This is a genomic window from Ruegeria sp. CF2 (genome assembly GCF_056537385.1).
The window spans coordinates 1125141-1145092 of sequence record NZ_JBQFRL010000001.1; the positions used below are offsets into that span (position 1 = coordinate 1125141).

Below are 19952 nucleotides of genomic sequence, written 5' to 3' on the forward strand. Positions count from 1 at the left end.
AAATGTTCGGTACATTGTTGTGATACATTCACGATTGTGTTGAACGCAAAGGAAGAATTGTAATGGATACAATTTGGCCGACAGATCTGCCAAAATCCAAGGGGCCAAAGTACACACTGGTCGCAGATACAATTCGAAAAGCCATCGAAAACAAGCAGCTGGAAGTCGGGGTGAAGCTTCCTCCGGTGCGGGAACTGGCGTATCGATTGCAAATCACACCGGGAACGGTCGCCCGGGCCTATTCCATTCTGACCGAGGAGGGGTTGCTGCAGGCCGAGGTGGGGCGTGGTACATTCGTGGCACCACCGAAAATGCCATTGCTGGACGATGTCTGGTCACGGCAGCTTCATCTTCGCGACGACAAGTATGACGCCAATGTCAGCCTGTTCAGCCCGCGACTGCCAGATGTCGGACAGGTGTCCCTGATACGGTCATGCCTTGCCAAGGTGGCGCAGGGGGATCCGAAGATGTTCATGAACTATCCCACCCGCGACGCTTACCTGCCTGTACGCCAGGCGGTCGTTGATTGGCTCTCCGACTTGCCGCTGGGCGCTTTGAACGCCGATGACATCGTTCTTACGCATGGCGGGCAAAGCGGACTGTGCGTCGTGTTTCAGACCGTTCTGCGCGATCCGAAACCCGTTGTTCTGGTCGAGGACCTTTCTTATGCGGGATTCCGTCGCGCCGGTGAGTTGATGCGCGCTGAAGTTGTTGGTGTGAAAATGGACAAATGGGGTATCAGCCCGGATGCGCTGGACCACATCCTTCGTCAAACTCGGGCGCAAGCGATCTGCGTGTCGCCCGAAGTTCAGAATCCGACCGGTGGGCATTCGCCTCTTGAACGCCGCAACGAGGTGATCGAGATCGCCCGCCGCCACGATCTGCAAATCATCGAAGACGATTGCTATCGTATGGGCGAGGCGCGCGCGCCCAGCTACAGGGCTCTTGCACCCGAACGCGGCTGGCACGTGTCGTCGATTTCCAAGACCCTCACGCCGGCGTTGCGCGTGGGGTTCGCCATCGCTCCGCGGGAACGCAGCGGAGACCTGCGCCGATCGGCGGAATACGGGTATTTCGGATTGGCGCAGCCATTGGCGGAACTGACCCGCTTGCTCCTCAGTCACCCTCAATCCCGGCAAATGGCGCGGGATGTTCGCGCGAAGATGGGTGAGTATGTACGGGTGGCCGTCAATGCACTGGGTGGCTTCAATCTGAACTGGGACGCCGACATTCCCTTTGTCTGGCTAAGCCTGCCCTCCGGCTGGCGTGCTGCAGCCTTCAGCAGAGCCGCCGAGCGGGAGGGCATTCAACTCCGATCAGCAGATGAATTCGCGCTGAGGGATGGACGAGCGCCAAATGCCGTGCGCATTGCCATGAACGGGCATGTCTCGCTGAAGCAGTTCGAATCCGCCATGCTGCGTCTGCGCGCCTTACTGGACAATCCCCCCGAACAAATCAGCGTTTGATTTGGGGTAAATAGATACCTATTTTATAAGCTGATGTTTTATAATAATTAATTGGACGCTACCATTCTTGACGTGCACTTACGGGCCGTCTAAATACCCATCCATCGAATTCGGGCCGGTCCACCTTTGGGGCGGCCTTTCACATCAAACAGGATTGTCCTGACATGAAAACCTTCTCTGCAACTCCTGCAGACATCGACAAGAAGTGGATCCTGATCGACGCCGAGGGCGTTGTTCTGGGCCGTCTTGCCTCGATCGTCGCCATGCGCCTGCGTGGCAAGCACAAGCCGTCGTTCACCCCGAACATGGACATGGGCGACAACGTCATCGTCATCAACGCCGACAAGATCCAGATGACCGGCAAGAAGCGCGACGAGCACTTCTACTGGCACACTGGCCACCCGGGCGGCATCAAGTCGCGCACCAAGCAACAGATCCTGGAAGGCGCGCACCCCGAGCGTGTGGTCTTTCAGGCCGTCAAGCGCATGCTGCCGGGCAACCGTCTGTCGCGTCAGCAGATGACCAATCTGCGCATCTATGCCGGTGCCGAGCACCCGCACGAAGCCCAGGCCCCCGAAGTTCTGGATGTCAAATCCATGAACAAGAAAAACACCCGGAGCTAATGACCGATGGCTGATCAGATCAATACTCTCGAAGAGCTGAGCGCCGTCGCAGGCGTTGAAACCGTGGCCGAAGAAGTTGTTGTGCGCGAGCCCGTGCGTGACGAACTGGGTCGCTCCTATGCAACCGGCAAGCGTAAAGACGCTGTTGCCCGCGTTTGGATCAAGCCGGGTTCCGGCAAGGTCACCGTGAACGGCAAGGACCAGGACGTGTATTTCGCACGCCCCGTTCTGCAGCTGATCCTGCGCCAGCCGTTCCAGGTTGCTGGTGTCGAAGGTGAATTCGACGTTGTGGCAACCGTCAAGGGCGGTGGCCTGACCGGTCAGGCCGGTGCAGTCAAGCACGGCATCTCGAAAGCGCTGCAGCTGTACGATCCCAGCCTGCGCGGCGCGCTGAAGGCAGCCGGCTTCCTGACCCGCGACAGCCGCGTCGTGGAACGGAAGAAATACGGCAAGCGTAAAGCCCGCCGTTCGTTCCAGTTCTCGAAGCGTTAATCTACTCGCGTCTCGAGAATCAAGTATCTGGGCGCCTGCGCAAGCGGGCGCCCTTTTGCATGTGCATTATGCAACAAGCCACAAAAGAAATTTGCCTTCGGGTACAATGCATTTGGCCAAGCAGCTTCGGTGTAAGAACATCTCCCGGTGGCTGCATCGATTTCACGACAGCGGATCGTTTGCCGGCACGTCAAAAAGAAACAGCAGACTCCGGGACAGCAATGGACGATAAATCGATTGACCAAATTGTCGAAAACTCGATCCTTGTGAGTTCGAATAGACAAGAGCTTTGGGTCAATCTTGTCGCGGGACTGGAGTGTCGAAAGATCTGTGAAGTCGGTGTCTGGAAAGGGCGATTTGCCGAAGTTTTGCTGAACGGCGTCCCAGCAATCGAGAGGTACACCCTGGTCGATCCTTGGCGCAACCTCGCCGATTGGAACAAGCCTGCGAACAAGTCGAGCATTGAGTTCGAAGACATACGGAACGAAGCGCTGACCCGCGTCGCACCTTTCAAGACCAAAGTGGTCGAGATCCGAGATACGACGAAAAACGCTCAATCACGAATACCGAATGGCTCTCTGGATATGGCCTATATTGACGGCGATCATACGCTGCGCGGGATAACCATCGACCTTTATTCGATGCTGCCCAAAATACGACCGGGAGGTTTCATCGGTGGGGACGATTTTACCAAGTCGATCTGGCAACACTCCGAAGAATTCAGCCCCAGCGAAGTGTTCCCATACTCCATCTATTTTTGCGAGGCGCATGATTTGCCGATTTACACTTTGCCGTTTGATCAGTTTATGATCGTCAACACTGCAACCGGCTTTCGCGTGGTTGATCATGGCGAATACGCGGGTTTGGAACCGAGAGAAATCTACGGTCGCCCAAAAAGGCGTTCGTTCAGGAACAAGTTGAAAAAGATATTCAAGTCTTGAAACCGGAAAGGGGCTGCGGCCCCTTTCCGTTGAGCTATGGGTCGTGGTTTTACTCTTCGTAGACCATTTTCCACGCGCCGTTTTCCACCACGTTGACGTAGACCGTATCGGCGCCCTGATGGTCATCGGGGCCAAAGGTCATGTGGTTGCCGACCAGTTCATCCTGATAGTCCAGCGTCTCCATTGCTGCGATAAAACTCTCCTGGGTCAGGTCGGGGCCTGCCGCCTCCAACGCCTTGACCATCATTTCGGCCGCGGCATAGCCCAGCATCGAAAAGCCCACCGGGTCTTCGCCGGTGGCAGCCTTGTATTCCTCGATGAAGGCCTTGGGGGCGGGTTCATCCGCGCGGGCCCACAGGTCCTGCCACGAGGCGGCGGCGTAGAAGCCATCGGTCACGCCACCCGGCACCTGTGCCACCACGGTCAGGAAACTGGCCGAGGTGCCCAGGAACTTCATGTCCGTCAGGCCCATCTTCTTGGCGGTGCCGACCACGGTGATGGCCTGCCGCACGCCCAAGGCGATTGTGACGATGTCGCAGCCTTCTTCCTTCAGCTTGCTGAGCGAGCCCACGAAATCGGTTTCGTCAGGTTTATGAGTGGTTTCCGCGGCAAAGGTAATGCCGGCTTCCTTGGCGCCTTCCTGGCTGCCTTCAAGGATTTCCTTGCCGAAATCGGTGGGCAGATACATCGCGCAGACCTTGTCGCCGCCGAATTCCTGCGCCAGATACTTCACGCCCACGCGCGCCTGGTCGTAATAGCTGGAAAACGAGGTGAACTTATTCTTCATCGGTTCCTGCAGCATCTGCCGCGCGGCCGACAGGGGGGCGACGTTGGGAATGCCTTTCGGGTCCAGCAGTTTGAACCCGGCCAGGTTCATCGGCGTTCCCAGCGATTGCAGCATGGCAAACACCTTGTCGCGGTTCAGCAGCTTGTTGTAGCCCTGCATCGCGCGCGGCATCTGGTATCCGTTGTCCTCGACCACATAGCGGATCTTGCGGCCATGCACGCCGCCATTGGCGTTGACCCGGTCGAACACCACGTTCGCGCCCTTGGTGGCCGGAACCCCCACGGCGGCGAAAATGCCGCTGAGGTCATTGACCGAGCCGATGACGATTTCGTCGTCGGTCACGCCTTGCGTTTCGGCCCAGCCCATCGAGGCCAGGGCGGATAGGGCGGTTGCTGCCGCCAGCCGTCTGATTGCTTTGGTCATGTGTTTTCCTCCCTTGGGATTGATCCCTGTTCTATTTGTACATGTCTTCAATGAGATGCGCGTGTTTCTTTTCCACCAGGCTGCGTTTCAGTTTCATCGTCGCGGTCAGTTCGTCGTCTTCGGCGGTCAAGAGCACGTTGATCAGGCGGAAATCCTTGATCTGCTCGACCCGCGCGAATTCCTTGTTCACCGCGGCCACTTCCGCGCTGATCAATTCGCGCACCTCGGCCGCAGCGCAGAGCGAGGCGAAGTTCGAGAACGGCACCTTGCGGTCCTGCGCGAACTTCTCGACGTTTTCCTGATCGATCATCACCAACGCCGTCAGGTACTTGCGGCGGTCGCCGATGATCACCGCGTCCGAGATGTAATGCGAGAACTTCAACCGGCTTTCGATCTCGGCCGGGGTGATGTTCTTGCCGCCGGCGGTGATGATGATGTCCTTGAGGCGGCCGGTGATGGTGACATAGCCGTCCGCGTCCACGTGCCCCATATCGCCGGTGCGCAGCCAGCCGTCGGCGGTGAAGGTCTCGGCGGTCTTGGCATTGTTGCGCCAATAGCCCTGGAACACGTTCAGGCCGCGGATCTGGATTTCGCCCTCGTCCGAGATGCGCAGGTCGATCCCCGGTGCGGGCTTGCCGATGGTACCGATGTGGTTGGCCTCGGGCGTGTTCAGCGTGGCGATGCCCGAGGTCTCGGTCATGCCGAAGCCCTCGACCAGCGGCACGCCGATGGCCCAGTACCATTTCAGCAGCTCAGGAGAGATCGGGGCCGCACCGGACCCGCCGCGCCGCAGCCGGTCCATGCCCAGCATCCGGCGCAGGTTGCGCAGCACCAGCTGGTCCCACAGCCAGAAATTCGCGGCCACCGCCGGCGGCACCGGTTTGCCCTGCAGGATATACTCGGCCCGTTTCATCCCGGCCTTCAACGCCATGCCAAAGGCGGCGCGCCCGGCCGGGGTGGCCTCTTGCGCCATGATCAGCACCTGCGAATAGATCTTCTCCCACACGCGCGGGACGGCGGTGAAGGTCGAGGGCGACACTTCCTGCAGGTTGGCAAAGACCGTCTCGGGGCTTTCGGCGAAGTTCACCGTGCATTTCGAAGCCAACGGGAAATAGATCGAAACGTCGCGTTCAAGGATATGGCACAGCGGCAAAAAGCAAAGCTGTTCGTCGGTTTCCAGCGCGGGCAGGCAGCGTGCGCCGCATTCGATCGCGGCCATGATGTTTTCGTTGCTCAGCATCGCGCCCTTGGGCATGCCGGTGGTGCCCGAGGTATAGATCAGCAGCGCCGTGTCCTGCGGCGTGGCCAGCGCGATTTCAGCGTCGAAGCGGCCCGGTTCTTCGCGCTCGGCCGCGCGGCCGAGGGCGTAAAGATCCTCGATCATCATGCAGCGGGGATGGGCCAGGTCGTGCAAGCCTTCGTCTTCAAGGATGATGACCTTCAACAGGCCGGGCACCTCGTCTTCGATGTCCAGGAATTTGTCCAGCTGCTCTTCGTCTTCGACGATCAGAAAGCGGCTGTCGCTGTCATTGACCAGGTATTTCAGCTGGCTGGCGGAATCGGTGGTGTAGACGCCCGAGGCGATGCCGCCGACGCATTGGATGCCAAGATCGAACCACGCCCATTCCTTGCGGTCCTCGGACAGGATAGAGACGACCTCGCCGCGCTGCAGCCCCAGCTTGCGCAGCGCCAGCCCGATCCACTTGGCGTGCTGCCAGTAGTCGGCCCAGGAATAGGATTTCCAGATGCCCAGATCCTTTTCCCGATGCGCGGTGCGGTCGCCCAGGGCGGCGCAGCGTTTCTGGAACAGCTCGGGGATGGTTACGCAGCCATCGACCCGCACGGGGCGCTGGCCGGGGGTGGCGTTGAACTGGACGCCGTTGATGGTGGTCTGCGGGGGCAGGGTGGTCATGTTCATCCGGCTCACCTCCACGTCTTCTTGCGTTTCCAGCGGCGGTTTTCCCGCGCGCCTTCCTCCTGCACGCCCAGATAGAAGTTCTGGATGTCCTCGGACCGCATCAGCACGTCGGCGGGGCCGTCCATCACGATGCGCCCGACCTCCATGACATAGCCATGATCGGCCAGTTCCAGCGCGGCGTTGGCGTTCTGCTCGACCAGCATCATGGTCATGTTCTGTTCGTCGTTCAAACGTCTGAGGATGCCGAAGATCTCTTGGACCAGCAGCGGCGACAGGCCCAGCGAGGGTTCGTCCAGCAGCATGATGCGCGGGTTGGCCATCAGGCCGCGGCCGATGGCCAGCATCTGCTGCTGCCCGCCCGACAGGGTGCCGGCCTCTTGATTGCGGCGTTCCTTCAGGACCGGGAAGTAGGAAAACACCAACTCGCGGTCGCGCTCGATCTGGGCCTTGTCATGCAGGGTATAGGCCCCCAGGCTGAGGTTCTCGTTCACCGTCAGCAGCGGGAACACCTCGCGCCCCTCGGGCACATGCACGATGCCCTTTTGGACGATCTTGTGCGGCTCCAGCCCCTGGATTTTCTCACCGTCGAAGGTGATCGTTCCCTTTTCCGGGTCCATCACGCCCGAGACGGTCTTCATCAACGTCGTCTTGCCCGCCCCGTTGGCGCCCAGGATCGAAACGATCTGGCCCGGGCGCACGTCCAGCGACACGCCGCGTATCGCCATGATCGGACCATAGAAGCTTTCGATGTTGCGGATGCTCAGGATCGGTGCGCTCATGAAGCTTTCCCCAGATAGGCTTCGACGACGGCGGGGTGCGATTGCACCTGCGCCGGTGTCCCAAGGGCCAGTTTCGCCCCGTCGGCCATGGCCAGCACCCGGTCGGACACGCCCGAGACCAGCCCCATGTCATGTTCGACCATCAGCACCGTGATCCCCATCTGCCGCCGGATGTCGTCGATCCACCAACGCATGTCGGTTGTTTCCTCGACCGACAGCCCCGAGGCCGGTTCATCCAACAGCAGCAGCTTGGGGTCGGTGGCCAGCGCGCGCGCGACCTCGACCACCTTGCGCACGCCATACGGCAGGCCGGCGATCATCTTGTCGCGATAGGCTTGCAGATCGAGGAAATCGATGATCTCTTCGACCTTCTCGCGGTTCTCCAGCTCTTGCCGGCGAGCTGATGGGGTAAAGAACACCTCGGACAGCAGGTTGGTCCGCCGGTGGCGGTGCCGCCCGACCAGCAGGTTCTGCAACACGGTGGCATGTTCGAACAGTTCGATGTTCTGGAAGGTGCGCGCGACGCCATAGGCGGCCACGCCCGAGGGTTTGACCTGCAGCAGATCATGCCCGTCGAACCGGATCTGGCCCGCGAACGGGTCGTAGAAACGCGAGATCAGGTTGAACACCGTGGATTTGCCCGCCCCGTTCGGGCCGACGATGGCAAAGACCTCGCCTTCTTCGACCGAAAAGGACAGATCGTTCACCGCCGTCAGGCCACCGAATTTCAGGGTGACGTTCTCGAATTCCAGCAGGCTCATCTCAGGCGCTCCGTCTTGAGATAGGATTTCTGCCGCTTGAACATGTCCTTGCGGTAGAAGGGGAACAGCTCGAACCAAGTGCGGATTTTCAGCCATCGGCCGTAGATGCCCATCGGCTCGAACAGGATGAACCCGATCAGGATCATGCCGAAGATGCCGAATTCAAGCCCCGGAATGGCGACGGTTCCGCCACCGAACAGGGCGGCTGCGTATTCCTTGGCGATCGACAGGAACTGCGGCAGAAACCCGATGACGATGGCGCCCAGAAACGCGCCGTGGATCGAGCCCAGTCCGCCGATCACGATCATCATCAGCAGCTGGATCGAGATCACAACGCTGAAGGTTTCGTTGTTGAAGGCCCCGGCATACAGGCCCATCAGCGCCCCCGCCCATCCAGTCACGGCGCAGGACAATGCGAAGGACACGGTCTTGGTGCGCGCGATGTCGATGCCCATCGCCTGCGCGGACACTTCCGAGTCGCGCACCGCGATGAAGCTGCGCCCCAGCGGCGTACGCAGAAGGTTGATATAGCCCAGCGTGACCAGAACCGTGACGGCCAGAACCAGCCAGTAGAACTGCTCGGGCGTGCCCCAGCGATCGACCAGATGGCCGAATATCTCGACCCCGCCCATGTATTTGCCCGCCACGCCGCCGGTGATCGGTTCGGCCAGAACGATGAGGTCGTCCATCAGGATCGACAGGGCCAGGGTGAAGATCGCCAGATAGATTCCGTGTAGCCGCAGGGCAGGGATGGCAACCGTGACCCCGGCGATCCCGGTCAGGATGCCGGCCAACGGAAAGGCCACCAGAAACGGCACGCCTGACTCGATCAGGATCACGTTGGCATAGCAGCCAAAGGCCAGAAACGCCGCGTGGCCCAGGCTGGCCTGGCCGGTATGCCCGGTCAGGATCATCAGACCCAGCCCGGCGATGGCCCAGATCAGAACGTTCGTCAGCTCTCCCAGATAGAACGCGTCCAGCCACCACGGCGCGGCAAAGACCACCGCCAGCAGGATCAGGTAGAGCGACAGTTGGTATCCGTCCTTCCACGGGCGGATGTCCTGCATGTAGTCGGTTTTGAAAACGATCCTCATGCGCTCAGACCTTCTTGACCCGGACCTGGCTGAACAGGCCGTGCGGACGGAAGATCAGCACCGCCAGCAACAGCGCATAGGGCGCGATCTGGCTGTAGCCCGCAGCGATGTAGCGGCTGGCGAAGGGTTCGATCACGCCGACGATCAGGCCGCCCGCCAAGGCTCCGGGCAGGCTGCCGAATCCGCCGATGACCGCGGCCGCGAAGGCCTTGATCCCCAGCAGCCCGGTGGTCGGATCGACCGAACCCTTGGCGGCGAACAGGATGCCCGCGATCCCGGCCACGACACCGGCCAGACCCCAGATGAAACCCTGCACGCGCTTGACCGGGACCCCCATGTAATAGGCCGCCAACTGGTTCTGCGAGGCGCCCTGCATCGCCAGCCCCAGCTTGGTCTTGCTGAAGAACACATAGAGCCCCCAGGTCAGCAGCACGGTCACGACGATGACCGCCACGTCCTCCATCCCCAGAACCAGCCCGCCAAAACGGACCTCCTTGCCGGCCAGCGGATTTTCCAGCGTCTGCGGCTCGTGGCCCCAGATCAGCCCGGCGACAAAGCGGATCACGAAACCCAGGGCGATGGTCAGGATGACCACGGCGGTCTGGCTTTCCCCGAACAGGCGGCGGATGATCAGCCGGTCCAGCAGATACCCCAGCGCGCCCATGATCCCCAGCGAGATGGGCAGGGCCAGCCAGAAGGGCAGGCCCATATATTCGGTATTGGTCAGCCCGATGGTGACGAAGGCGCCCAGCATCATGAAATCGCCTTGGGCGAAGTTCACGGCCTCGGTCGCCTTGTAGATCAGAACGAAGCCAAGCGCGATCAGGCCGTAGACACAGCCATTCGCCAGCCCGCTGATCAGCAGCTGTGCGTTGTCCAAATTCTCCTCCCCATGCCGGTTTGCCCGGCGTCCTAACGCCCCGGATCTCCTCCAATCACCGGGGCGCCTGTTCTACTATGGCGTGATTATTACCTTACCGTCACTCTTTTTCAGTGCAACTGCCAGATCGGAAACGATTTTGTTCAGCGGGACATGCGCCGAGACATCCGTTTTCCACCGTCCGTCCGCAAAGCGGGCCTGCACCTCGGCAACCGCGCGCATCTGCTCTTCGGGTGGCGTGGACATCATCCATTTGGTCAGCCAGAAGCCCTCGATCTGCTTGCTCATGAAGATCAACTGGCCCATCTGGGTCAGCTTCGGCGGCTCGCTGCTGAGTTTGCCATAAGACACCCAGCGCGCGCCGTTGGGCATGGCGCAGAAGACCTGCTCGGACAGCTGATCCGAGACCGCATCCAGAAACACCCGCGGCTTGAGTTGCGCGCTGATGGCAGCAAACTTGGAGACGGCATCGTCTTCGGTGGTTACGATAACCTCGGCCGCTCCGTGGCTTTTGAGCAAGTCGACCGTTTCGGGGCGCCGCACCATCGCAATCGGCTTCAGGCCAAGGTCTCGGCCCAGCCCGCACATCAGCTTGCCCAACTGGCTGGTGGCCGCGGAAACGACAAAGGCCTCTCCTTCGGAACGCGCGATCTCAACCATTGCCATGGCGGTCAGCGGATTGACGATCTGTGCGGCACCGTCATCGTCCGAGATCTCGGGCCGCAAAGGAATGCACATCTGCGCCTGTGTCAGGGCATACTCGGCCCATGCACCGGACCCGGAGGCGACGAAGGCGACTCTTTGCCCCGTCAGCGCTTCGGCGCCCGCGCCGGTGGCCACGACGTCCCCGCACCCTTCGAAACCGGCCGGGGCACCCTTGACCCGCGGCTGACCGTACTCACCCTTGATGAAATGAAGGTCCGAGGGGTTCACCGATGCGGTGCGCAATTTGATCAGCACCTGGCCGGGGCCCGGCGTGGGCACCGGGATCTCGGCATTCTCAACCCAGTCGGCGGCGTCCTCGATCGCCGGGCCCGTGGCGGTACCCGAGTATCCGTCAAATTTCTGGATCACGGCAAACATGGATTTGGGGAGGTCAGTCATTCTTTTTCCTTTGTTTCCGACATTTTCAAGCAAACGGGTCGATCCGAGTGCACGCCCCGGGGCAGGGCGCACCGATGCCGACAATAGGTCGTCCCGACTTGATGCGACTGGTTGAGCCAAGCCAAACAAATGGCACCGGACAGGTCAATCGACCACAGGGTTAACGTTGGGGAATTGGGAAGCCGGTGCAGGTGTGACAAGGCCGGACAAATGCCGGCCTTGTCGAATGATCTTATTGCGTCAACAGGTTGCGCAGTTCCTGGATCTTGAGCGCAGCCGTTTCCGGCGCTTCCTTGATGCCATCGAGGATCTTGATCACCTGGTCCTGGATTTCCTGGCTCAGCTGGCTGTTTTTCACGGATTCAACCATCGCGTCATAGTCGAACTGCTCGGCCGACAGCATGCCTTCGTCAACCCAGGTATTCAGCAACTCCTGCCCTTGGGCAGTGAGGGCTGCAACCTGATCGCCTGCCTGGTTGGCCAGATCCGTCGCAGCATCGCCGGCCTGGTTAACCAGATCCGTGGCTGTCTGACCGGCTTGCTCGGCGGCTTCACCGGCCTGTTCGACGGCGGCCGAGGCTGCGTCACCCGCTTGCTGCGTGGCCGTCGACAAAGCCTCGCTGGCAGCTTCCTGGGCTGCGGTTGCGGCCTCGCCAACGGCCTCGCCGGCTTCTTTGGCGGCAGATTGCAGTTTCTCGGCCGGGGTGGGCTCGGGCTGATTCAGGTAGAAATACGCGCCGGCACCCAATCCGGCGATGATAATTAGGATGATAATGCGGGACATTGGGGTCTCCTTTTCGGATGTGTGCCGCTGATGTGGGGAGAAACTACCTGAGATCAAAGGGGAAATCCCAAAGATTCGGCGCATGTTCGGGGTTTGGGCCACTCGGCGCTGATCAGTCAGACGATCGGCGGCAACAACACGCCGCCGGCGAAAATACACGGTTGCAACCATCAGGCGAACAAGAAAGGGGGGCGTCATTGGGAAGTAGTGGCGGAGAGACAGGGATTCGAACCCTGGGTGGGCTTGCACCCACAACGGTTTTCGAGACCGCCCCGTTCGACCACTCCGGCACCTCTCCGCGGGGGTCTGTGAGGGGGGGATTTAGTTGTGATCGCCGAGGGGTGCAAGCAGAAAATTCCCGAATTCGCCAAACCGTGGATTTTCCATTGCCAGTCCGACGAAATCTCCTAGGCTGACATGTATGAGACATCTTCTGCACCGCATTTCGCTTCTGCTCATCCTGCCCGTGTTCGCGTTCGCTCTGATGGCTCAAAACGCCTTGTCCGCCAGCCGGGATCGGATTGAGGCTTTTCTGACGACGACGGGTTTTGACGTGGCGCTGGAAAGCATCGCACTGGCCTCGGCCTCGGCGCCTCAGATGCTGGGGATCGACCCCGAGGGTTTTGGCTCGCAATGGACGCGTCTGACGGAAGAGGTGTTCGACACCGATGACATGCATGAAACAGCGGTTGCGATTCTCGAACAGACGCTGAGCGACGAGGCCCTGAACCACGCGGTCGAGTTTTATGCCTCGGATCTGGGGCAACGGCTTGTCGAGGCGGAAAATGCCTCGCACCTTGTCGAGGATGACGAAGCCAAGCAACTTGAGGGGCAGGAGATCATATCCGATCTGGTCAAGTCCGGTTCGAGCCGCATCGAAAGCCTGAAGCGGATGAACAGCGCCATCGATGCCAGCGAAACCTCGTTGCGGGCGCTGCAGGAGATCCAGCTGCGGTTCCTGCTGGCCGCCAGCGCCGCCGGAGTGATCGACCTGCAGTTGGACGCGGACGGGCTGCGCCAGATGATGAAGCTGAACGAACCCGAGATGCGGCAGTCATTGCAACTGTCCGCCTTGGCCAACGCGGCCTACACCTATCAGGATTTCTCTGACGCGGATGTCGACGCCTATACCAAAGCGCTGGAACAGCCGCTGATGCAGGAAGTCTACGAGCTGTTGAACGCAATCCAGTACGAGATCATGGCCATGCGGTTTGAAGTGCTGGCAGCGCGCATGGCCGAACTGCGTCCGGCTCAGGACATCTGATGCGGCTGTTTCTGGCTCTGTGGCTGGTTTTGGCCGGTTGGGCCAGTGCGGTCACGGCGGACCAGGTCGACCGTCTGACCAAGGCAATGCATTTGTCCGACGTGATGCAGATTCTGCGTGATGAGGGTGTCGCGCAGGGGCGCGAACTGGACAAAAGCCTGCTGGACGGTGAGGGCGGATCGTTTTTCGAGGCCCAGGTTGAAGACTTGTACGACAAGGCGTGGATGCAGGCCAAGATTCACGACGCCCTGGCTGGCGGTATGTCCGAAGGACAACTGGAGCAGGCTGCTCTGTTTTTCGAAAGCGATCTGGGCCGCGCCGTCGTGTCCCTGGAAAACTCGGCCCGTCGAACTTTTTCCGACGAAGCCATCGAAGAGATGGCCATGGCCGCATATCGGGAGGCCGATCGTGATGCGGCCTATTTTCGTCTGATCGATGAGTATGTCGAGATCAACGACCTTGTCGATCGGAACGTGCGCGGAGCGTTGCAGGCCGATTACAATTTCTTCCGTGGGTTGGCGGACGGGCAGGGCATCACGGGCGACGACGGCGAAATGTTGGCCCAATTGCTGGCGCAGGGTGCGCAGTCCGAGCAACAAACCCGCGAGTGGCTGTACTCGTTTCTTCTGTTTGCGTACCAACCCCTCAGCGAGGCCCAGCTGCGCGAGAATATCGCCTTTTCACGTACTGAGGCAGGGCAGGCCTTGAACAACGCCTTGTTCGCGGGTCTGGACACCATGTTCAACGAGTTGTCCTACCAGCTGGGCGTAACGGTGGCGCAGGTTCTGCAAGCGTCGGATCTTTAGGCCGGTTTGCTGTTGACTTTGCCGTGTGATCCGTGGATAAGCGCGCATCCCGGCCGGAACCTCCGCGCCGGGTATCGTTATTGTTGGCCTGACGGGTGCGCCCTGACGGTCGTTCATCCGCCCGAAAAGGGCGCGCTGTTCGAGGTGGCCTTGGCCGAAACACCCGTCTGACGGGGACCACAGAACGCGGTAGAAAAAGGAAAGACGCATGTTTGCAGTCCTCAAGACTGGCGGCAAGCAGTACAAGGTTCAGGCGGGCGACATCCTCCGCGTTGAAAAACTGGCTGCCGACGCAGGTGAAAAAGTCCAATTCAACGACGTTCTGATGCTGGGTGGCGATGCCCCCGTTGTCGGCGCGCCGTTCATCGATGGTGCGGCCGTTCAGGCGGAAGTGATCGAACAGATCAAGGGTGACAAGGTCATCAAATTCGTCAAGCGCCGCCGCAAGCACAGCTCGAAGCGCACCGTTGGCCACCGTCAGAAGCTGACCCTGGTCAAGATCACCGACATCCTGCCCTCGGGTGCGGACAAGTCGGGCGTCAAGGCCGCAACCGGTTCGGCTCCGGCAGGTGAAGTTGCGAAAGCAGCGAAACCCGCCAAGAAAGCCGCTGCCAAGGCAGAAGCCCCGGCCGCTGCTGCTGCCGCTGACGATCTGACCAAGATCACCGGTGTTGGTCCCGCAGCTGCCAAGAAACTGGCCGAAGCCGGTATCGAAAGCTTTGCCGCTCTGGCCGCCTTGTCGGACGAGCAGATTGCTGCTATCGAGACGGTCAAAGTGAAACCCGAATGGGTTGAGCAGGCCAAAGATCTGGCCAAAGGCTAAGGAGAGAGAGAATGGCACATAAAAAAGCTGGCGGTTCCTCCCGTAACGGCCGCGACTCAGCGGGTCGTCGCCTTGGCGTGAAACTGTATGGTGGCCAGGCCGCCGTTGCAGGCAACATCATCGTGCGTCAGCGCGGCACCAAGTTCTGGCCGGGCGAAGGCGTGGGCATGGGCAAGGATCACACCATCTTTGCAACTGTCGATGGCGCCGTGAAGTTCCACAAGGGACTGAAAAACCGCACCTTCATTTCGGTCCTGCCAGTGGCGGAGGCCGCAGAGTAAGCCGAAACCCAGAAGGTTTAAGAAAAATTCATGGGGGACCGGCACAAAGTGCCGGTCCCCTTTCTCGTTTTGACGCAGATTTGATCGAAAGCCCCGATGCCCGTTGCAACCACCAGTTTCCTGATCTTTGCCGCCAGCCAGGTCGGCACGCCGGGACCAGCCAACATGGTCCTGTTGGGAACGGGTGCGCGCTATGGGTTCCGCGCTGCGCTGCCTTTCGTGGCAGGCGTGATTCTGGGCAAGCAGCTGATCATCTGGCCGTTGGGCTTTGGCCTTCTGCAACTGGCAGAACAAGCCCCCACCGCGTTTGCGGTTCTGAAATATGCTTCGGCGGCCTATATTTGCTGGCTTGCGTGGAAAATCGCCAACCTCCGCCTGTCCCATCAGGACGCGGGCGAGGCGGTTCCGGGTTTCTGGGCCGGGCTGGTGGTGCATCCGCTGAACCCCAAGGCCTGGGCGATGATCATCGCGGGATTCACCGGGTTCGTCGCGGCGGGAACGTCGGTGCTGAGTGCGACGCTCACGATCGCGCTCGTTTTGTTGACCTGCCAGTTGGTCCTGCACCCGATCTGGACCTTTGCGGGCGATAGAATTGCACGCGTGGTTGCGGGACGGCCGGCGGAAAAATATCTGATGTGGACTCTCGCGGGTCTGACTGTTGCATCCGTACTTTTCGTGTTGTTCGGAGGAGGAACACACCAATGAAACTTGAGGCAATCATAAATCAGCCGGTCATTGAAACCGAGCGGTTCGACCTGCGCCCGCTGCGCCGGTCGGACATGGGCCTGATCGAGCACTACGCCGGGGACGAGCGCGTGGCGCGCATGACCACGTCGATCCCGCACCCCTTGCCGCCCGGTTCGATCGAGGCTTTCGTGACCCGCGCCATGGCCGAGGACCGGGACGAGGACGTCTGGGCGATGGACGCCACCAAGGATGGCGGGCCCGAGTTGATCGGGGTGATCTCGCTCAAGCGGCTGGATCGCAACCAGTCCGAAGTGGGCTATTGGGTCGCGCCCTTGTATTGGAACACGGGCATCGCCTCGCTGGCGGTGGAAACGCTGGTTCAGGCGAATCCGTTGGAAAACGCCACGATGTTTGCCAGCGTGTTTCAGGACAATCCCGCCTCGGCACGGGTTCTGACCCATTGCGGGTTCCAGTATCTTGGCGATGCCGAAAGCTTTTCGGTGGCGCGCGACGCAAATGTGCCCACCTGGACGTACAGCAAAAAACTCTGACTTGTGGCCGATGGGGCCTTTGCAGTAGGGGACTGACATGAAATTTCTCGATCTTGCAAAGGTCTACATCCGGTCCGGGGCCGGCGGTAGCGGGTGCGTCAGCTTCCGACGCGAAAAGTACATCGAATACGGCGGCCCTGATGGCGGGGACGGCGGCAAGGGCGGGTCCGTCTGGGCCGAGGTCGTGGACGGACTGAACACCCTGATCGACTTCCGCTATCAGCAGCATTTCTTTGCCAAGAACGGACAGCCCGGCCGGGGTCAGCAGCGCACCGGCAAGGATGGCGACGACATCATTCTGCGCGTGCCCGTCGGAACCGAGATCCTGGACGAGGATCAGGAGACGGTGATCGCCGACCTGACCGAGGTGGGGCATCGTGTCCTGCTGGCGCGGGGCGGAAATGGCGGTTTCGGCAACCTGCATTTCAAATCGGCCACCAACCAGGCGCCGCGGCGGGCCAACCCTGGGCAGCCGGGCGTGGACCGCACGATCTGGCTGCGTCTGAAGCTGATCGCCGATGTGGGTCTGCTGGGCCTGCCGAACGCGGGCAAATCGACCTTTCTGGCCGCGACATCGAACGCCCGGCCCAAGATCGCCGATTATCCGTTCACCACGCTGCACCCCAATCTGGGCGTCGTCGGCGTGGACAACGTGGAATTCGTTGTGGCCGACATTCCCGGCCTGATCGAAGGCGCGCACGAAGGCCGCGGCATCGGCGACCGTTTTCTGGGCCATGTCGAACGCTGCGCGGTGTTGCTGCATCTGGTCGACGGCACGTCCGAGACCATCGCGCAGGATTATCACACCATCATCCACGAGCTTGAGGCCTATGGCGGCGCGCTGGCTGACAAGCCCCGGATCACCGTGTTGAACAAGATTGACGCGCTGGACGAAGAACAGCTCGAACTGGCCAAGGCCGAGTTGAAAGAGGCCGTGAGCGGCCCTGTCATGACCATGTCGGGCGTCGCCCGGCAGGGCGTGACCGAAGTTTTGCGGGCCCTGCGCGCCCAGATCGACGAAAACCGCCTGCGCCAGAAACCCACCGAGGAGCGCGAGACGTGGCAGCCCTGACCGACGCAAAGCGCCTGGTGGTCAAGATCGGCTCGGCTTTGCTGGTCGATCGTGCGACCGGCAAGCTGCGTTCGGAGTGGTTGCATTCGCTGGCGCAGGACGTGGCGTGGCTCAAGGGGCAGGGGGCCGATGTGGTTCTGGTCTCGTCCGGTTCGATAGCGCTGGGGCGCGGTGTTCTGGGCCTGCCCGCAACCGCGCTCTCGCTAGAGCAGTCCCAGGCCGCCGCCGCCGTCGGGCAGATCCGGCTGGCGCGGGCCTATGAAGAGGCGTTGGCCCCGCACGACATCACCACGGCGCAGGTTCTGGTGACGCTGGAAGACAGCGAGAACCGCCGCCGGTACCTGAACTCGCGCGCGACGCTGGAAACTCTGCTGGGGTTGGGTGTCGTGCCCATCGTGAACGAAAATGACACGGTGGCCACGGATGAAATCCGATACGGCGACAATGATCGACTGGCCGCGCAGATCGCCGTGACCGTCGGTGCGGATCAGTTGATCCTGCTGTCCGATGTCGATGGGTTCTACACCGGCAATCCAGCCGAAGACCCATCCGCCACCCGGTTTGACGTGATCGACCCGATCACGCCTGAGATCGAGGCGATGGCCGGTGACGCCGGTTCGGGGCTGTCCAAGGGCGGCATGAAGACCAAGCTGATGGCCGCGCAGATGGCGACGGCGGCGGGCTGTGACATGGCGATTACGGAAGGATCGCCTTTGAACCCGCTGAAACTGCTGAACAATGGCGCGAACAGCACTTGGTTCAAGGCCAAGCTGGACCCGCATGCGGCGCGCAAACGCTGGATCTCGGCGATGAAGCCGCGCGGCGAGATCACGGTCGATGCAGGGGCAGCGCAGGCGCTGGAGAATGGCAAAAGCCTGTTGCCGGCCGGCATCGTCGAAGTGACGGGCGATTTCGGACGGGGCGACCCGGTGGCGATCAAGGATCACGAAGGCCGGCGTTTGGGATTGGGCCTCAGCCGCTATACCGCGCACGAGGCCGATGCCATCAAGGGGCGCAAATCCTCCGAGATCGAGGACGCACTCGGCTATCCCGGCCGTGCGGTGATGATCCACCGTGACGATCTGGCTTTGTAGCCGCGAAAACTGATAGATTTGGCTGGTCCGACGACCGGAAAGGCAGATGACATGAAGGACTTTGATAGCATTCCCGCCCTGATGGCCGATCTTGGCAAGCGCGCCAAGGATGCGTCTCGGGATCTGGCCTTCGCTTCGGCCGAGCGCAAACACGCCGCGTTGATCGCCGCCGCCGAAGCCGTGTGGAAGAACCGCGCGCAGATCATCGAGGCCAACAGGAAAGACCTGGACTATGGCCGCGAAAAAGGTCTGAGCCCGGCCATGATGGACCGCCTGATGCTGGACGAGTCGCGCATTCAGGGCATGGTCGACGGGTTGCGCACCGTGGCCGAACAGTCCGATCCGGTGGGTGAGGTTCTGGCCGAATGGGATATGCCCTCGGGGCTGAACATCCGCCGGGTGCGCACCCCTCTGGGCGTGATCGGCGTGATCTATGAAAGCCGCCCGAACGTGACCGCTGATGCCGGGGCGCTTTGCCTCAAGTCGGGCAACGCCGTGATCCTGCGCGGCGGGTCGGAAAGCTTTCATTCCTCGACCGCGATCCACGCCTGTCTAGTCGATGGTCTGAAGGCCGCCAACCTGCCCGAGGATGCGATCCAGCTGGTGCCGACCCGTGACCGGGCGGCGGTGCAGGAATTGCTGACCATGACCGACTATGTCGACGTCATCGTGCCGCGCGGCGGCAAGGGACTGGTTGGGCTGGTCCAGCGCGAGGCGCGGGTGCCGGTCTTTGCCCATCTTGAAGGGATCGTGCACATCTACATCGACAAGGCTGCGGATCCGCAGAAAACGCTGGACGTGGTGCTGAACGCCAAGACCCGCCGCACTGGCATCTGCGGGGCGGCCGAATGCCTGCTGGTGCATCAGGATATCGCGGAAACGCTGGGGCGCGACGTGATCGCCGCGCTGCTGGCCGCGGGCGTCGAGGTCCATGCCGCGGGCGCGCTGGCCATCGACGGCACCGTGCCGGCCAGCGATGACGATTGGGGCAAGGAGTTTCTGGACAGCATCATCGCCGCAAAACCGGTGGCCGATATCGACGAGGCAATTGCGCATATCCGGCAATACGGATCGAACCACACCGATTGCATCATGACCGAGGATCAGTCCGCCGCCGACCGCTTCTTTGAACGGCTCGACAGTGCGATCCTGATGCACAACGCCTCGACACAATTTGCCGACGGGGGTGAGTTTGGAATGGGCGCCGAGATCGGGATCGCCACGGGCAAGATGCACGCGCGCGGCCCGGTGGGGGCGGCGCAGTTGACCAGTTTCAAATACCTGGTGCGCGGCAACGGCACGACGCGCGCCTGAGGCGCTGC

General features: G+C 61.1%; 21 protein-coding genes and 1 tRNA gene. 13 read left to right on the forward strand and 9 right to left on the reverse strand.

Translation table 11 applies throughout. From position 1 onward, the window contains the following. Nucleotides 1-62: 62 nt before the first annotated feature. From ACR0IR_RS05520 to ACR0IR_RS05535, 4 genes are all read left to right on the forward strand, one after another. Entirely contained in the window at nt 63-1466 is a 1404-nt protein-coding gene (locus ACR0IR_RS05520) for an aminotransferase-like domain-containing protein (RefSeq protein ID WP_170339228.1), read from the forward strand. Between the two features lie 164 nt (nt 1467-1630). Continuing rightward, a complete protein-coding gene (gene rplM, locus ACR0IR_RS05525; protein WP_170339225.1) occupies nt 1631-2089 on the forward strand; it encodes a 50S ribosomal protein L13 in 459 nt (152 codons plus the stop codon). Nucleotides 2090-2095: 6 nt separating this feature from the next. After that, entirely contained in the window at nt 2096-2581 is a 486-nt protein-coding gene (rpsI, locus tag ACR0IR_RS05530; protein WP_005983014.1) for a 30S ribosomal protein S9, read from the forward strand. 221 nt (nt 2582-2802) lie between these two features. Further along, nucleotides 2803-3522 (forward strand): class I SAM-dependent methyltransferase, encoded by a 720-nt coding sequence (locus tag ACR0IR_RS05535; RefSeq protein WP_480778988.1) that lies wholly within the window; start codon nt 2803-2805, stop codon nt 3520-3522. A gap of 49 nt (nt 3523-3571) precedes the next feature. Here the strand turns inward: ACR0IR_RS05535 and ACR0IR_RS05540 are convergent, their stop codons facing one another. The 9 genes from ACR0IR_RS05540 to ACR0IR_RS05580 form a co-directional block, all read right to left on the reverse strand. Beyond that, nucleotides 3572-4732 (reverse strand): ABC transporter substrate-binding protein, encoded by a 1161-nt coding sequence (locus ACR0IR_RS05540; RefSeq protein ID WP_170357792.1) that lies wholly within the window; start codon nt 4730-4732, stop codon nt 3572-3574. 31 nt (nt 4733-4763) lie between these two features. Then, a complete protein-coding gene (locus tag ACR0IR_RS05545) occupies nt 4764-6650 on the reverse strand; it encodes an AMP-dependent synthetase/ligase (RefSeq protein ID WP_170363485.1) in 1887 nt (628 codons plus the stop codon). 5 nt (nt 6651-6655) lie between these two features. Then, on the reverse strand, nt 6656-7429 hold the full coding sequence (locus tag ACR0IR_RS05550; protein ID WP_170363484.1) for an ABC transporter ATP-binding protein: 774 nt from the start codon (nt 7427-7429) through the stop codon (nt 6656-6658). Continuing rightward, complete coding sequence (locus ACR0IR_RS05555) at nt 7426-8190, reverse strand: ABC transporter ATP-binding protein (protein WP_170338649.1); 765 nt, start codon at nt 8188-8190, stop codon at nt 7426-7428. The genes ACR0IR_RS05550 and ACR0IR_RS05555 overlap by 4 nt, the downstream gene beginning before the upstream one ends. Further along, nucleotides 8187-9284 carry a branched-chain amino acid ABC transporter permease gene (locus ACR0IR_RS05560; RefSeq protein ID WP_170363483.1) on the reverse strand — a complete coding sequence of 366 codons (1098 nt, stop codon included), beginning with the start codon at nt 9282-9284 and terminating at the stop codon, nt 8187-8189. The genes ACR0IR_RS05555 and ACR0IR_RS05560 overlap by 4 nt, the downstream gene beginning before the upstream one ends. A gap of 4 nt (nt 9285-9288) precedes the next feature. After that, nucleotides 9289-10164, reverse strand: a complete 876-nt coding sequence (locus ACR0IR_RS05565; protein ID WP_005983028.1) for a branched-chain amino acid ABC transporter permease — start codon at nt 10162-10164, stop codon at nt 9289-9291. Between the two features lie 75 nt (nt 10165-10239). Then, on the reverse strand, nt 10240-11268 hold the full coding sequence (locus tag ACR0IR_RS05570) for a zinc-binding dehydrogenase (protein ID WP_170363482.1): 1029 nt from the start codon (nt 11266-11268) through the stop codon (nt 10240-10242). Nucleotides 11269-11500: 232 nt separating this feature from the next. Continuing rightward, entirely contained in the window at nt 11501-12052 is a 552-nt protein-coding gene (locus tag ACR0IR_RS05575) for a hypothetical protein (RefSeq protein WP_170363481.1), read from the reverse strand. A 208-nt stretch (nt 12053-12260) separates the two neighbouring features. Continuing rightward, nucleotides 12261-12350, reverse strand: a tRNA-Ser gene (locus tag ACR0IR_RS05580). A 123-nt stretch (nt 12351-12473) separates the two neighbouring features. Here ACR0IR_RS05580 and ACR0IR_RS05585 point away from each other — a divergent pair. The 9 genes from ACR0IR_RS05585 to ACR0IR_RS05625 all read left to right on the forward strand — a co-directional run bounded on the left by ACR0IR_RS05585 (nt 12474) and on the right by ACR0IR_RS05625 (nt 19944). Beyond that, complete coding sequence (locus ACR0IR_RS05585; protein ID WP_170363480.1) at nt 12474-13316, forward strand: DUF2059 domain-containing protein; 843 nt, start codon at nt 12474-12476, stop codon at nt 13314-13316. After that, on the forward strand, nt 13316-14122 hold the full coding sequence (locus ACR0IR_RS05590; protein WP_170363479.1) for a DUF2059 domain-containing protein: 807 nt from the start codon (nt 13316-13318) through the stop codon (nt 14120-14122). Before ACR0IR_RS05585 ends, ACR0IR_RS05590 begins: the two co-directional genes overlap by 1 nt. A gap of 208 nt (nt 14123-14330) precedes the next feature. After that, nucleotides 14331-14945 (forward strand): 50S ribosomal protein L21, encoded by a 615-nt coding sequence (locus tag ACR0IR_RS05595; RefSeq protein ID WP_170363478.1) that lies wholly within the window; start codon nt 14331-14333, stop codon nt 14943-14945. Between the two features lie 11 nt (nt 14946-14956). Then, nucleotides 14957-15226 (forward strand): 50S ribosomal protein L27, encoded by a 270-nt coding sequence (gene rpmA, locus ACR0IR_RS05600; protein ID WP_005983052.1) that lies wholly within the window; start codon nt 14957-14959, stop codon nt 15224-15226. 96 nt (nt 15227-15322) lie between these two features. Beyond that, nucleotides 15323-15931 carry a LysE family translocator gene (locus ACR0IR_RS05605; protein ID WP_170363477.1) on the forward strand — a complete coding sequence of 203 codons (609 nt, stop codon included), beginning with the start codon at nt 15323-15325 and terminating at the stop codon, nt 15929-15931. Further along, entirely contained in the window at nt 15928-16464 is a 537-nt protein-coding gene (locus tag ACR0IR_RS05610) for a GNAT family N-acetyltransferase (protein WP_170339204.1), read from the forward strand. The genes ACR0IR_RS05605 and ACR0IR_RS05610 overlap by 4 nt, the downstream gene beginning before the upstream one ends. Before the next feature lie 37 nt (nt 16465-16501). Further along, nucleotides 16502-17536 (forward strand): GTPase ObgE, encoded by a 1035-nt coding sequence (obgE, locus tag ACR0IR_RS05615; protein ID WP_170363476.1) that lies wholly within the window; start codon nt 16502-16504, stop codon nt 17534-17536. Then, entirely contained in the window at nt 17524-18630 is a 1107-nt protein-coding gene (gene proB / locus ACR0IR_RS05620) for a glutamate 5-kinase (protein ID WP_170363475.1), read from the forward strand. The genes obgE and proB overlap by 13 nt, the downstream gene beginning before the upstream one ends. Before the next feature lie 51 nt (nt 18631-18681). Beyond that, entirely contained in the window at nt 18682-19944 is a 1263-nt protein-coding gene (locus ACR0IR_RS05625; RefSeq protein ID WP_170363474.1) for a glutamate-5-semialdehyde dehydrogenase, read from the forward strand. Nucleotides 19945-19952: the final 8 nt, after the last annotated feature.

Coding starts and splice junctions, on each gene's coding strand:
- ACR0IR_RS05540 (WP_170357792.1), bottom strand. CDS start 4,732: ATGACCAAAGCAATCAGACGGCTGGCGGCAGCAACCGCCCTATCCGCC.
- rplM (WP_170339225.1), top strand. CDS start 1,631: ATGAAAACCTTCTCTGCAACTCCTGCAGACATCGACAAGAAGTGGATC.
- ACR0IR_RS05605 (WP_170363477.1), top strand. CDS start 15,323: ATGCCCGTTGCAACCACCAGTTTCCTGATCTTTGCCGCCAGCCAGGTC.
- ACR0IR_RS05535 (WP_480778988.1), top strand. CDS start 2,803: ATGGACGATAAATCGATTGACCAAATTGTCGAAAACTCGATCCTTGTG.
- ACR0IR_RS05560 (WP_170363483.1), bottom strand. CDS start 9,284: ATGAGGATCGTTTTCAAAACCGACTACATGCAGGACATCCGCCCGTGG.
- ACR0IR_RS05555 (WP_170338649.1), bottom strand. CDS start 8,190: ATGAGCCTGCTGGAATTCGAGAACGTCACCCTGAAATTCGGTGGCCTG.
- rpmA (WP_005983052.1), top strand. CDS start 14,957: ATGGCACATAAAAAAGCTGGCGGTTCCTCCCGTAACGGCCGCGACTCA.
- ACR0IR_RS05585 (WP_170363480.1), top strand. CDS start 12,474: ATGAGACATCTTCTGCACCGCATTTCGCTTCTGCTCATCCTGCCCGTG.
- ACR0IR_RS05610 (WP_170339204.1), top strand. CDS start 15,928: ATGAAACTTGAGGCAATCATAAATCAGCCGGTCATTGAAACCGAGCGG.
- ACR0IR_RS05595 (WP_170363478.1), top strand. CDS start 14,331: ATGTTTGCAGTCCTCAAGACTGGCGGCAAGCAGTACAAGGTTCAGGCG.
- ACR0IR_RS05625 (WP_170363474.1), top strand. CDS start 18,682: ATGAAGGACTTTGATAGCATTCCCGCCCTGATGGCCGATCTTGGCAAG.
- obgE (WP_170363476.1), top strand. CDS start 16,502: ATGAAATTTCTCGATCTTGCAAAGGTCTACATCCGGTCCGGGGCCGGC.
- ACR0IR_RS05570 (WP_170363482.1), bottom strand. CDS start 11,268: ATGACTGACCTCCCCAAATCCATGTTTGCCGTGATCCAGAAATTTGAC.
- ACR0IR_RS05590 (WP_170363479.1), top strand. CDS start 13,316: ATGCGGCTGTTTCTGGCTCTGTGGCTGGTTTTGGCCGGTTGGGCCAGT.
- ACR0IR_RS05550 (WP_170363484.1), bottom strand. CDS start 7,429: ATGAGCGCACCGATCCTGAGCATCCGCAACATCGAAAGCTTCTATGGT.
- ACR0IR_RS05575 (WP_170363481.1), bottom strand. CDS start 12,052: ATGTCCCGCATTATCATCCTAATTATCATCGCCGGATTGGGTGCCGGC.
- ACR0IR_RS05545 (WP_170363485.1), bottom strand. CDS start 6,650: ATGAACATGACCACCCTGCCCCCGCAGACCACCATCAACGGCGTCCAG.
- ACR0IR_RS05520 (WP_170339228.1), top strand. CDS start 63: ATGGATACAATTTGGCCGACAGATCTGCCAAAATCCAAGGGGCCAAAG.
- rpsI (WP_005983014.1), top strand. CDS start 2,096: ATGGCTGATCAGATCAATACTCTCGAAGAGCTGAGCGCCGTCGCAGGC.